11 protein-coding genes are annotated in these 13098 nt (G+C 59.2%); 3 read left to right on the forward strand and 8 right to left on the reverse strand.

What is annotated here, in order from left to right:
- Positions 1–247 precede the first annotated feature (247 nt).
- Positions 248–1576 carry a dicarboxylate/amino acid:cation symporter gene (locus NKI54_RS19765; protein ID WP_023678259.1) on the reverse strand — a complete coding sequence of 443 codons (1329 nt, stop codon included), beginning with the start codon at positions 1574–1576 and terminating at the stop codon, positions 248–250.
- A 54-nt stretch (positions 1577–1630) separates the two neighbouring features.
- Positions 1631–1840, reverse strand: a complete 210-nt coding sequence (locus NKI54_RS19770) for a hypothetical protein (protein WP_156937379.1) — start codon at positions 1838–1840, stop codon at positions 1631–1633.
- A gap of 735 nt (positions 1841–2575) precedes the next feature.
- On the opposite strand from NKI54_RS19770, the gene nifA reads away from it, so the two are divergent.
- From nifA to NKI54_RS19785, 3 genes are all read left to right on the forward strand, one after another.
- Positions 2576–4348, forward strand: coding sequence for a nif-specific transcriptional activator NifA (gene nifA, locus NKI54_RS19775; RefSeq protein ID WP_352692295.1), 1773 nt, complete (start codon positions 2576–2578; stop codon positions 4346–4348).
- 234 nt (positions 4349–4582) lie between these two features.
- Complete coding sequence (hisC, locus tag NKI54_RS19780) at positions 4583–5722, forward strand: histidinol-phosphate transaminase (RefSeq protein WP_352542067.1); 1140 nt, start codon at positions 4583–4585, stop codon at positions 5720–5722.
- 91 nt (positions 5723–5813) lie between these two features.
- Complete coding sequence (locus tag NKI54_RS19785; RefSeq protein WP_352641286.1) at positions 5814–6854, forward strand: LLM class flavin-dependent oxidoreductase; 1041 nt, start codon at positions 5814–5816, stop codon at positions 6852–6854.
- 611 nt (positions 6855–7465) lie between these two features.
- Here NKI54_RS19785 and NKI54_RS19790 read toward each other — a convergent pair.
- From NKI54_RS19790 to NKI54_RS36510, 6 genes are all read right to left on the reverse strand, one after another.
- The gene (locus NKI54_RS19790; protein ID WP_352692217.1) at positions 7466–9361 is read right to left on the reverse strand and encodes an ABC transporter ATP-binding protein; all 1896 of its coding nucleotides are present in this window, start codon (positions 9359–9361) and stop codon (positions 7466–7468) included.
- Positions 9361–11229, reverse strand: a complete 1869-nt coding sequence (locus NKI54_RS19795) for an ABC transporter ATP-binding protein (RefSeq protein WP_352692218.1) — start codon at positions 11227–11229, stop codon at positions 9361–9363. Before NKI54_RS19795 ends, NKI54_RS19790 begins: the two co-directional genes overlap by 1 nt.
- Before the next feature lie 73 nt (positions 11230–11302).
- The gene (locus NKI54_RS19800) at positions 11303–12208 is read right to left on the reverse strand and encodes an SIR2 family NAD-dependent protein deacylase (protein WP_352692219.1); all 906 of its coding nucleotides are present in this window, start codon (positions 12206–12208) and stop codon (positions 11303–11305) included.
- Positions 12209–12246: 38 nt separating this feature from the next.
- Positions 12247–12459, reverse strand: a complete 213-nt coding sequence (gene nifT, locus NKI54_RS19805; protein WP_023678250.1) for a putative nitrogen fixation protein NifT — start codon at positions 12457–12459, stop codon at positions 12247–12249.
- Positions 12456–12776: a nitrogen fixation protein NifZ gene (locus tag NKI54_RS19810; protein ID WP_352639920.1), complete on the reverse strand. Its 321-nt coding sequence runs from the start codon at positions 12774–12776 to the stop codon at positions 12456–12458. The genes nifT and NKI54_RS19810 overlap by 4 nt, the downstream gene beginning before the upstream one ends.
- 99 nt (positions 12777–12875) lie before the next feature.
- Positions 12876–13070, reverse strand: coding sequence for a 4Fe-4S dicluster domain-containing protein (locus NKI54_RS36510; RefSeq protein ID WP_023678248.1), 195 nt, complete (start codon positions 13068–13070; stop codon positions 12876–12878).
- Between the last annotated feature and the right edge of the window lie 28 nt (positions 13071–13098).

Here is a 13098-nt window from a genome sequence, read left to right on the forward strand (position 1 = left end):
TTCGACAATGGTTTCGGGTGGGCAAAGTGGAGACGCCCGCATACTGAATGATCGACAGCGTATTGGACTACTCCAGATGTAGACCGGCCGGGTATAACGGAAGGTTCATTCGCTTAGGGCGGCGATGATTTGCACTCACACATATTGCGCTTCTGATACATGGTCCGTGAGGCGCCGTTTAGAGCCTGCGAGTCGATCGTTCAGGTCATGTGACCAGCTTGGCGAAACCGGTCGCGGTGCGTCGACCTTACTCGGCGGAGGATAGCCGGTTTGATGCCTCGGCAAGCTGATGACCGCAGAAGGCGGCTTTCATCTGCGCTCGGTCCAATTCTCCTTCCCAGCGGGCAACGACGAGGGATGCCACTGCGTTGCCGACGCAATTCGTCAGCGCCCGGCATTCGGACATGAAGCGGTCGATGCCGAGTATCAGTGCCATCCCAGCAACGGGAACACTCGGAACTACGGCGAGCGTAGCAGCCAGGGTGATGAAGCCCGCACCTGTCACACCTGCAGCGCCCTTGGAGGAAAGCATCGCAACGAGCAGCAGCAGCACCTGATCGCCGATTGACAGATCCGTGTTCGTCGCCTGCGCGATGAAGAGGGCCGCCAGGGTCATGTAGATATTCGTGCCGTCCAGATTGAACGAATATCCGGCCGGGATGACGAGACCCACAACCGAACGCCTGGCGCCCGCCTTCTCCATCTTCTGCATGAGCGAGGGGAGCGCGGCCTCCGAGGAGGACGTTGCGAGGACAAGCAGCAGCTCTTCCTTGATGTAGCGAATAAGAGAACAGATCGAAAAGCCGTTGTAGCGGCAGACCGCGCCGAGAACCCCGAACACGAAGAGGAAGGCGGTGAAATAAAACGTCGCGACCAGCATCGCGAGGTTGACGACCGAACCGATGCCATATCTACCGATGGTGAAGGCCATTGCGCCGAAAGCGCCGATCGGCGCGGCTTTCATCAGAATGCCGACGAGCTTGAAGACAGGCGCGATGAGCGCCTGAAGGAAGGAAACGACAGGCTTGCCCGTCTCTCCGGCCATCGCGAGCGCCATGCCGAACAGAACCGAGAAGAACAGCACCTGCAGGATGTCGCCTTCCGCGAAGGCACCGACAATCGTTGGCGGGATGATGTTCATCAGGAAGCCGGTGACCGACTGCTCGTGGGCCTTTGCGGCATAGGTATTCACGGCCTGGACATCGAGCGAGGCCGGATCGATGTTGAGGCCGGCGCCAGGCTGGACGACATTGGCGACGATGAGGCCGACGATCAGCGCCAGCGTCGAGAAGGTGAGGAAATAGACCATTGCCTTGCCGGCGACCCGGCCGACCTTGTGAAGATCGTTCATGCCGGCAATGCCGGTCGCAATTGTCAGGAAGATGACAGGCGCGATGATCATCTTGACCAGCTTGATGAAGGCATCGCCCAGCGGCTTCAGGCTCTCGCCGGTCCCTGGATAGAAATAGCCAATTGCGACGCCGAGGGCGATGGCGGCAAGCACCTGCGCGTAAAGCTTGGCATAGAAGGGTTTGCGGGGCGCGGGACTCGCGCCGCGGACTTGTGCAGCTGACACTGTTTCTCTCTCCCTGACCGGATCGAGGTGGCGTGACTTCTCCCGGGCTTCTCCCTATCGCGGCGCTCCGGTCGAACGCTGCACCAACGCCGCCGCAATACCCATGCCAAATGGATCCGCATGACCTGAACTGACGTTGGGCTCGCCAATGATGGGATGAATGCGGTGGCACAAGACGGGAATGACAAGGCCGCCGTCCAGCACGCGCTTGATGTTCTCCGGCAGATTGCCGGTCGATCTCTCTGGCTTGCGGTTTTGCTGCACATCGTGGCGGGCTCCTCGGTTTGCCGACTTTGGGAAGGGCCGCATCGCTGGCACCAGGGCGCAGAATTGCCGTGTTCTTTGCCGCGCTCCCGCTGCAGCGACAGCTTGAAAGCGACGTCGAGACGTAGGGATTGACGCCGCTGGTGCTGACCGCGACGATGCGGTTCAGAAGTTCCAAGCACCGCCGAGAAAGCCGCGCTCGACCGCCACCTTCGCGCCTTCACACGCGACGCCGCCGCCTTATCTGCGTCATCAATATCGAGGAAATGGCGGTTGCCGCGACCGACCAGTGTCGTCGGCAGTGATTATCGCTCCCGCCCCTGGTTCGCAGGCGCTGGTGACTGGCACGGCCCGGCAACTCGGCGCGGTCAGCCGCTCGGGCACCGCATCGCCGGCGCCGTATTTCTGTCGTTCAACATCGCCGACAAAAATTAGAACTGATGAATTCTATCATAGGCCGCGAGGTTTCCTTTCACGAATGAAAGAAAGCTCGATTGACTATCCCGCCTCGCTCCAGTCTTTTGAAAATCAACGTGTGGTTGCCCCCGTGCAAGCCGAGAACGTGGCCAAGCTTCGTGGAGGGAGAGCCAAGCGATGCGTCAGGGGTCGACCCGCTTTGTACTCGACCACACGGCGGTGGCACGAGTTCACGTCAGAGCATTTTCGCGCTTGCCCGCGACGTCGCGGGCGCACATGCCGCCGGCATGCATTTCATGGCGCGAGATCGAGGATCACATGCACCACAACATTCCCAAATCAGAACAAAATGCCAGCGAGTGCCGCATTTCGCTTCCGGATGCGAAAAGGGCTTACCCAAAGTCCGAGACGAACACCGCGGTCCCTTTTGTGCCATCGCACGAGCGCGCGCTTACCGGCATCTTCGAAATATCGAAAGTACTCACCGACCCCGCCCGGCTCGAAGTCACGTTGGCCAAGGTCGTCGATCTCCTGCCCTCGTTTGTGCAGATGCGGCACGGCATCATCGCTCTCTTCGACGCTGAGGGCATACTGGACATCACCGTAGTCACCGGCTGCGACGAGAACAGCGATGAGCGCTCCCGGATGCGTCTGCCGCGCGAGGCAATCGATCGGATTGTGACGACGGACACGCCGCTCGTCGCCGAGAACATAGCGGTGCATTCGGCCTTCACTGCCGCTGACATAGAGGTGCTTGGGGCCTCCGACCCCGTGTCGTTCATCGGCGTTCCCATTCGTGTTGATGGGAACGCCGTAGGCACGCTGACTATCGACCGCGCCTTGGACAGCAGGTCAACGTATCGGCTCGATTATGATGTCCGGCTGCTCACCATGATCGCCAACATGGTGGGACAGACAGTCAAGTTGCACCGCTTCTCCGCGGGCGACCGCGAACGACCGACAGAGGTGGAAGATCGGCTGCAAACGCAATTCTCTGATGTCAAGCACCCTGCACCGCAGCGCAAGAAGGTTCACGTCAAGGGGATGATTGGCGATAGTCCGGCGCTAAGCGCGCTGCTCGAGAAGATCGCAGTGGTAGCTAAGGCAAAGACCACGGTTCTGTTGCGAGGCGAATCCGGTACCGGGAAGGAGCTGGTCGCCAAGGCAATTCACGAGTTGTCGCCGCGCGCCAAGCGGCCCTTCATCAAACTCAATTGTGCAGCGCTGCCAGAGACAGTCCTGGAATCCGAACTGTTCGGTCATGAGAAGGGTGCCTTCACAAGTGCGTTCAATTCCCGCAAGGGTCGCTTTGAGCTCGCCGACAAGGGGACGTTGTTTCTGGATGAGATCGGCGAGATCTCGGCCTCCTTCCAGGCAAAGCTTCTGCGCGTGCTGCAGGAGCAGGAGTTTGAGCGCGTCGGCAGCAACCAGACCATCAAGGTCGACGTTCGCGTGATTGCCGCCACGAACAGGAACCTTGAAGAGGCGGTTGCAAGGAATGAGTTCCGCGCCGACCTATATTATCGCATCAACGTGGTTCCCTTGCTGGTGCCGGCGCTACGCCAAAGGCGCAGCGATATTCCGCTCCTCGCAGCTGAGTTTCTCAAGAATTTCAACGATGAGAACGGCCGTACCCTGACCTTCGATCCGCGTGCGATTGAAGTACTGATGAAATGTGAATTTCCCGGCAACATTCGCGAGCTTGAAAATTGCGTGCACCGGACAGCGATCCTGGCGGAGGGACTATCAATCGGGAGAAACGACTTTGCGTGCTCCCACGACCAATGCTTTGCCGAGGCGCTGCGGAAGAGCAGATCGGGCAAGGCCGCGCTGCAACCAGCGCCAATCCTGCCAGAGGCAGTGAATCCGGCCACGCCGCCGGATGCGGCCGCTCGTTCGGCCGCCACCACAGTCCCGCCTGCCGGAGCAACGCACTCATTGGGCGCGAGGACCACCGACGCCGAGCGCGTCATTGCTGCCATGGAAAGATGTGGCTGGGTACAGGCAAAGGCGGCGCGCCTGCTTGGACTGACCCCGCGCCAGATTGGCTACGTGCTGAGGAAATACGGCATCGAGGTCAAGCGTCTGTGAAAGCATGACTCAGGCGGATTAGCTGAGACCGCTTAGCGGCTTGGCCCGCGCAGGGATGCAGATCCGCGTCCGCGTCAAGTCGATCCGACCGAGGACAGCCTGGCCGAATTCCCGTGGCAGCCGGCGTTGCGACCATCTTGTGAAAGGCGACGCTGCCATCGTCAATCCGTCCGCCATGTTGCTCTCGTTGCGAGCTCATACGGATGCCCTGTGCGACTGAAACGGAGATAAAATATGTCCGATGCAAAACTGCAAGCTGTGCTTTCGTCTCTTCCGCAAGGGACGCGACAGTTAGATGCTCTGCCGTCCAACGGACCAGCGCCGGACAGAAGTTTTGTCAAGCTGAATACGAATGAGAACCCGTTTCCGTTGCCGCCAATCATAATGCAAAGTGCAGTGGCGGCCCTCAATCGCCAGTATCTGTATCCTGACGACGATAACATCAGCTTGAGGGAAGCAGCGTCCAATACCTATGGCGTATCCACGGATCAGGTCATCGCAGGCAACGGGTCGTCTGAACTGCTCGGACTCATCTACAGAGCTTTCCTCGCCCCTGGCGACAAGGTGGCGATGATATCGCCAGGGTTTTCGTTCAACCGCAAACTTGCCATGTTGCATGGTGCTGAGTTTCTCGAGATCGGATGTCAAACTCATTCGCTGCCAATGGAGCAATTGCTTTCCGGTCCGGCAAAAGACGCCAAGTTCATTCTGGTGGCCAATCCAAACAATCCGACCGGAACATTCCTCTCGATAAGCAATATCGAACGCCTCGTGGCACAATCGGATCGCCTGGTCGTCCTTGATGAGGCCTACGTCGACTTTGCACCCGATCACGGGCTGCGCCTCATCAACCGTTATTCGAACCTTCTGATCTTGAGAACATTTTCGAAGAGCTATGCCGCCGCCGGCATTCGCGTCGGTTTCGGTTTCGGTCACCCTGAGATTATTGGCAGGCTGCGCAACATCCAGAACGTCTTCAACATGAACGTGATCGGGCATGCGGTTGGTATCAGCGTGCTTGCGCATCGCGGCGCCTACGCAGAGAACCACAAGCACATCAGACATGAACGACAGCGAGTGACAGCCGCACTGTCGCAACTTGGATTTTCCGTAACGCCCTCCCACGCAAATTTCTTGCTAGCCCGTGTGCCAGCGGGACAGGACGGCTCATGGTGGCAAGCAGCCTTGGAAAGGCAAAAGATACTCGTTGCCTACTTTCCGGACAATGGTTTGGAACATTGCATCCGCGTCAGCATCGGCACAAAAGAGCAATTGGATGCATTTCTTGCTGCCGCTCGCGATATAGTTGGAAGCTTAAACATACCAAGCACCACGGGCAGGGGAGCGTCAGGCTCTGCTCGTTCGGTACGCTGACGCTAATCCGATATCACACATTGCTATCTTTAGACTTGCTTGGTCACCCAAGCATGACAACATTTTTCTTTAAAATCGGGGACAATATCGAGTGACAAACGTCTTTCCTTCAAACCTAGCCTTCGGCATCTTCGATCATCTGGACGAGGACGGCCTCGATATCGCCCGGCAGTACGAAGATCGCCTGATATTAGCAGAGGCGTGCGATCAGCTAGGGTTCTATGCCTATCATCTCGCAGAGCACCACTGTACCCCCCATGGGAGAGGTCCATCGCCGAATCTGTTCTTATCGAGCGTCGCCCAGCGCACCCGGCGCCTGCGTCTCGGACCCTTGGTGATGCTGCTTGCGCTTTATCATCCGCTGCGTGCGTTCGAAGAGATCTGTATGCTGGACCAGTTGAGCGGTGGCAGGCTCGAACTGGGCATAGGGCGCGGTGCTCTCCCGATCGAATTGGGTTACTTCGGGATTGGTGCGGACGCGGTGCCGGGCCGCTATGCGGAAGCCAGCGAAATTCTTGTTGAAATACTTGTTAATGCCATGAAGGTTGGCACGCTGTGCTATCAAGGCCGCCATTTTGAGCTCAATGACGTTCCTTTGACGCTAAGACCTCATCAGCGTCCACATCCGCCGACATGGGTCGCCGCCAATCGACCCGAGTCCGCAGCCTGGGCCGCTGCGAATGGAGCAAATATCGCGTGTGTAGGACCTTCCTCTTCTGTTCGCAAAACTACTGATGCGTTCCGCGCCTATCAAGAGGACAACACTGGCGCGGGCGATCGAGCGCCATTTATTGGATTGCTCCGCATGGTCGTGGTTGGGCGTTGTGACACACATGCCTATTCGCTCGCGGCACCTGCTTACGAACGATGGCTCAAGAGCTTCCAATTCCTTTACGAGCTTAACGCTATCCCCACTCCACCCAACCTGCCGCTGACCTTCGATGCGGCAGTCGAGAGTGAATTGTGCGTGGTAGGATCAGCAGCGTCTGTGCGAGAAGCTCTGCTCAGTCAGTTGGAAGAGGCAGGTGCTAACTACCTGCTTTGTCAACTGGCATTTGGAAATCTGCCGCTAGATGCTTCCCTGTACACCGCGACGACCATTCAATCCGAAATCATGGCTCGATTTGTCTGACCATGAAATTCGCGGTCTGATCTGAAGGTTAAATCGTTGTAACAGCGCTCCCTCACATCCACGTGTTCGAGCGTGCACGTGGTTGGGACGGGCAATCGGGAGGGAGGCCAAACTGACGACGAGCCGGCGGCACAGATTACCAGGTTTGTGCGTTGGCTGGCGTCTGGGCCATCGTGTGAACCTGCACGATCCTAAGGAGATGATGGCCGACCGCGACACGATGCCGGCACGCGTCTGCTCGTCGCGCTCGCGCTAGTCGTTGGCACATAGCCCGCCGCAGAGGTTCTTCTCGCCCGGGGCGGCGCCGGTGGCGGCTCCCGCATCCAGCTTCATCAGCGGCTCGGCGGTAGCAAAGCCGTCACTCGCTACGGCGCTGTTGAGGGCGCGCTCGCGAGCGGCTTTGCTACGCCGAACGACACCACCTGGAGCGAGTTCGCCCGATGTCGCGGCGTGCACCGCGGTTGGATAACGACGCTGGAGGAAATCGTTCGCAGCCGGTCTTCACGATCCGCGCGAGTGCTTTTCATGAATGCTGCCTGCTTCCTCGTCTGCGGCGGCCTGAGTGTCCGGCACGCCCGAGTCAATGCCAGTACCACAAGGCCGGCAAGACGTCAGGTCTGGGAGCCTGCTTGTACGGTCGTATCGTATTCGGGAATGTCGTCGAAGGAGGCGTAGTTGAGATTGTAGAGTTTGGAATAGAGGCCCCCTGTGGCTATTAGCTGATCGTGGTTGCCAGTCGCAATAACTTGGCCATTCTGAAGCACGATGATGCGGTCGGCACCCCGGATCGTGGCAAGACGGTGGGCGATCACGAGGCCAGTACGGCCTTCAAGCAGCTTTATCAGAGCCTTCTGAATCTGCATTTCCGTGTAGCTGTCGATGTTGGCGGTAGCTTCGTCGAGCACGAGGATCTTGGCGTCGGCGACGAGGGCGCGGGCGAAACTGATAAGCTGGCGCTGGCCGAGAGATAAGTTGTCGCCGCGTTCGCCAAGTTGGGTCTCATACCCGTCGGCGAGGCTCATTATGAAGTCGTGGGCGCCGACCGCCTTGGCGGCCTCGATCACCTTGTCGCGCGTGGCTTCCGTCTTGTGGTATCGAATGTTCTCGAAGACCGTCCCGGTGAACAGGAACGGCTCCTGCAGCACCATGGCGACCTGGCGGCCGAGCGATTCCTGGGTGAGATCGCGCACATCATGTCCGCCGACCAGCACTTGGCCCTGCTGAACATCATAGAAGCGGTGGACCAGGGCCATCGCGCTCGATTTGCCAGAACCGCTCGGCCCGACCAGTGCGACCGTCTCGCCGGGATTGACCCGGAAGGAGACATTTTTCAGCACCGAACGGTTCGAATTGTAGCCGAAGGTGACGTCCCTGAACTCGACCGAGCCGTCCATTTCGGGCGAAAGCACCTCGGCATTGGGTTTGTCCTGAACATCGATCTTGACGTCGAGCACATCGGTCAGGCGCTTGCCTGAGGCCATGGCGCGCTGCATGACCGAATATTGCAGGGTGAGTGAGCGGATCGGGTCAAAGAAGCGCTGGATGTAAAATAGGTAGGCAACCAATACGCCCACATCTATGCGGCCATTCATGACCATCGAGCCGCCGACCACAATAACGGCGGCCATGGCGAGGCCGGTGAGGCCATCGACGATAGGCACCATGACCAGTGCATATTTGGCAGCGATCAGGTGGGTCCTGAGGTTGGCATGGGCCTTGTCGTCAAAAAGGATGAAATTCACCTGCTGGCGGTCCATTGACTGGACGGTGCGCACGCCGTGAATGGCTTCGGCCAGCGCGCCGTTGACGACGGAATTAGTCTCGTGTGCGGCCATGAAGGCGTCGCGGGCACGCGGCAGCCAGACAATGCGGACGATCACCAGGACCGGCAGAACCGAGAGCGTCAGGAGGCCGAGGCGGAAGTCGAGCCACAGCATTACGAAAACGATGCCGAAGAGAAGCGCAACATCGCCTACGGAATATACCGAGGTTTCGAGGAATTCCTGTATGGAGTTGACGTCGCCTTGCAGGCGCGACATGAGGCGTCCGACCTCGGTCTTGTCCATGAAGGAGAGCGAAACCTTCTGCAGATGGCCAAACATGGCGCGGCGGATGTCGAACAGGACAGTTTCGGCCACTTTCCCAACCACGGTTTCCTGCATGTAGCCGGCAGCGAAATTGACCAAAATCGCCAAAACGAACGCGCCGACGGCCGCGAGCTGGGCTGAGCGATCGGTCCTTGCCGGGTTCATGCCCTGGTCGAGCGCGTAGCGGATGATCAACGGGATGAGAAGCTGCGTCCCGGTGAAGATCAGCATTGCTGCAATCGTGATGACTACCCTGGCCCGATAGGGACGGACGAAAGCCCAGATGCGCCGGAGGATGCTCTTGTCGAAAGCCCGGCCGAACATCTCCTCCTCGATGCGGTGCGAGCCGACAACCGCGCGCGGAGGGCGTCTACCGTCGTCACGTTCGGCTTCGACTTCGCCGGCGCGGCCCTGCGCCATCAGCGGGCGCCCCCATACTGGGTCATATTGTCATCACCCGGGCGCGTCTGGAGATCGTAAAGGGCCCTGTAGCGTCCCCGCTTCGCCAAAAGCTCTTGATGCGTGCCGCGTTCTACGATTTCGCCGTTATCGACAAAAAGGATCTGATCGGCATGCACAAGCGCACTCAGCCGGTGCGCGATGATGATCGTCACCCGATCCTTGGCGAAGCGCCGCATCGCCGCGCGGATGCGCTGCTCGGTGCCGGCATCGATCGCGGCCGTTGAGTCGTCGAAAACGACGACGGAGGGGCGCAGCATCATGGTGCGAGCAATCGTGAGACGCTGGCGCTGGCCGCCAGAGAGAGAGACGCCGCGTTCGCCCACGACCGTCTCGTAGCCCGCTGGGAGCCCGAGGATGTAGTTGTGGAGCTGGGCGAATTCGCCAGCGCGTTCGATTCGCTGTCTCTTCGCCCAGGGATCGCCATAAGCGATGTTGTTCTCGATCGTAGTGGTGAATAGGAATGCATCCTGCTGTACGACGGCGACCGCCTTGCGAAGCGTCGCGAGGGTGACATTGCGTATGTCCTGGCCGTCCAGCGTGATGGCGCCACCGGTCACGTCATAAAAGCGGGGGACCAGATGAGCTATCGTCGATTTGCCCGAACCCGGCGGACCGACGATCGCGATCGTCTCGCCTCTACGGGCCTCAAAGCTGAGGTTCTTCAGAATGGCGCGGTTTTCGGCGCTGGGGTACGCAAACGAGACATTGTGGAAGCGCAGAGTGCCGTCGCTTATCTCGAGCGGTCTGGCCTCGAGAGCATCCCTGATTGTGATCTCCTGGTCGAGGAGACCGAAAAGCCGCGAACCGCAGCTAGAAGCGCGGGCAAAGGCATTGACCATGAGGCCGATCTGGCGGACTGGCATTTGCAGGATTGTCATGAAGGTCAGGAAGGTCGCCACCGTTCCGACGCTTATCTCGCCAGCGACGAGCTTGCTGCCACCGATCCAGAGCACCAATCCCATTGCGAAAAAGAAGGACAAGGTCATCGCCGACGTGCTGGGCACGTAGATGTCAACTCGGTCGTGGGCGAGGTCGAGCGCGTTCTTGGAAGCGCCGTCGAACTTCAGCATCTCATAGGCTTGAGCCGCAAAAGCGCGGACCACGCGGATGCCTGCGAGATTTTCCTCCATCACGCGGCTTAGTACCGAAAGCCGCTCATGCAGGTCGAGCCAGGTGGCGCGCAGCCTAAGCTGTGTGGCCGATGAGCGCCAGGCGACAAAAGGCACGAAGCTCAGCGCGACCAGGCCGAGCATGGGATCGGTCGAGATCATCATGTAGGCGCCGATCCCGATCAGCATGGTGAGCAGGAGCACGCGAACGAGCGCGGTGGAAAAATACATCCGCACGCCTTGGAGATCGAGCATTCCGATGGTGATCAGATCGCCTGAATGGACCCGGTCGTGAAAGGAAAAGCTGAGACGCTGGATCTTGTCGTAGTAGGCGAGCCGCAGTTCGTACGCGACATGATGCCCGACGGCTTCGGCAAAATAGTTCTGCGCCATCGTGAAAAGGCCGCGTAGCGCGCTGACGGCGAGCAGCAGGAGAGCCGGGGTCCAGAGCGCTTGTCCTGCCGCGGTCCCCGCGACACCGCCCCCGATGGCTGTCTGGGTCTGGTCGACGGCCCGGCCGAGAAGCTGGGGAATGAGCAACTGGAGGATTGCCGCCATGATCGTCGAGCCCATAGCGAAGGCGACCTGCCAGGGATGCCGCAAATTCATACGCGTGATGCGCAACAGCGTACTCAAATCCCTGCCCCAGCGCGCCGCTTCCACATGGGTCAACGAATTCAGAGCGTTCGTTGCGCTGCCGATAGCATCACTGCTCACGGGTGTATTCCCGACTGCATTTTGCGCCTTCGAGGCAAGCCGAAGGACCAATCATCAAAGGGGCCCGCCATTGTTAATCCTGTCCACCACCTGCAGCAGTGCCCGTTCCTATAAGCCGAGCCGCGGCTTCACTTACTGGCATGTCGATCACCGTGATTCCGCTTACCGAAAGGAAACGCGCTTCGTTTCTGGTCAGCGTTTCCGCGTCCATTACCGCGCAATGTGGACCTCGGGAGCGCTTCATGATCTGCCTGGCGTAGGTGCGCAGCATCTGATCGTTGAAGCGGCAGCCAACGAAGAAAAATCCACGGGTGATGCGCCCTTCCTTCACCACGTCTGGGATCGGTGTCTGGATATCGATTTCGGTCAGGACTTCGACATAGTCGGAATCTGCGACGAGAAAGTTTTGCGCCGGCCTAATACTCCCGTGAGGTGTATAGAGAACCGTCTTTGCCCCCGATCGGGGGTCGAGTTCCCTCCCGGACAGATCGTAGGTTTTCGTCCAAATGTCCCGGATTTCGTTCGCCCGCGTGACGCCTTGTATCTCAACGACGTCCGTTCGGCCGGTCTCTACGAGAGCCGTGCGCATCGCGCCGTCGTACCAGCTGTCGACGATGAGGGAGAGCGGCAGCCTTGCGAGCCAGGCGTGGAGGAGGGTCGGCGCCACCGGCGCTGCGAATATGTCGGTCATCCAAGCTTGAAGCGTCCGGCGATGCCGGCGCTGTTCGATGAACTGCGCAACCGACCACATATTGGTGCGGATCCTGGAAGGGGCTGGCGCCCGTGCATTGAGTGCCGCGGCAACGACCTCGGGCGTATGCGGCACAGGCGGTTCCGCACAGTTGAACCCAAGAAGACCCGGACCGAGATAGGGGATCACCTGATCGGCGGCGAGCGCTTCCTTCGCCAGGTCAAGCAGCTTTTCGGCAAAACTGTCCCGCACGATGACCAGGTGGCCCGATGTCAGGATCGTGTTCATGCTCGTTTCCTCGCGACGCACCTTATGAACGGGCAGCATCAGTCCTCTTCGGAAACCTTCCTTGCCTCGACGGTGATCGGCAGACGCGTATCCCGTGGAAGATCGGGTAGGAGGAGCCGCCACCCGTTCCTGAGCGTCACAGTTCCGCCCCACAACTCTTCCTTCTCAAGCTTGATGATCGGCTCTTCGAGGTCCTTTTTGGGGACATACGCCGACAAGCCAGCATCGGTCCTGCGGATCATGACTTTCATCTGGCCGTCCCTTCATTGGTATTGTTTTCAGCACTGCAGGGCGCCTCGGCTTTGTCGAGGCTCATCAGTTCACGCGCTCGCATGCCGACGACGGTGCCACGGTCGATCCATTCGACCGCATAGATGAAGAACTGCTGGAGAAAGGTGCCAATGTCGCGCACATATCCCTCGTCGCCCTTCCGCACGAGATTTTCGCCGATCTCCCTGCCAGGATAGGTGCCGTCATTTTTTATGTGGCGAGTGGCACGTACCCGCTCTCCCGGTATGAATCGTGGAGGCCTGCGGATTTCGACCTCCTCTTCGCGTCCGAGCGACATGTCCGTTCCCTGATTTCTCTTGAGGCTGCAGATTGTGAACAAAGGCGTTCCAGGCCTCCTGCGAAGGCATCCCCGACCATGTCGGCAGCCCAATGTTCGTCACGCAGGAACGCAGGTCTTCGGCACCGGGCATACCGAGGCACATTGCTGCGCATCGAAGACCCCCTCGCACTCGGTGCACTTTTGCGGCTCGATCACATAGCTCTCGCCTTTGAACTTGATCGCGCCGGAGGGACACTCGAATTCGCAGGCGCCGCATTGGGTGCATTGGGATGCGATGATCTTGAAAGCCATTTTAACTCCTGGTCCGAATGGATGAGAC

It is taken from the genome of Mesorhizobium sp. M0663, from assembly GCF_040320585.1.
Taxonomy (GTDB): domain Bacteria; phylum Pseudomonadota; class Alphaproteobacteria; order Rhizobiales; family Rhizobiaceae; genus Mesorhizobium.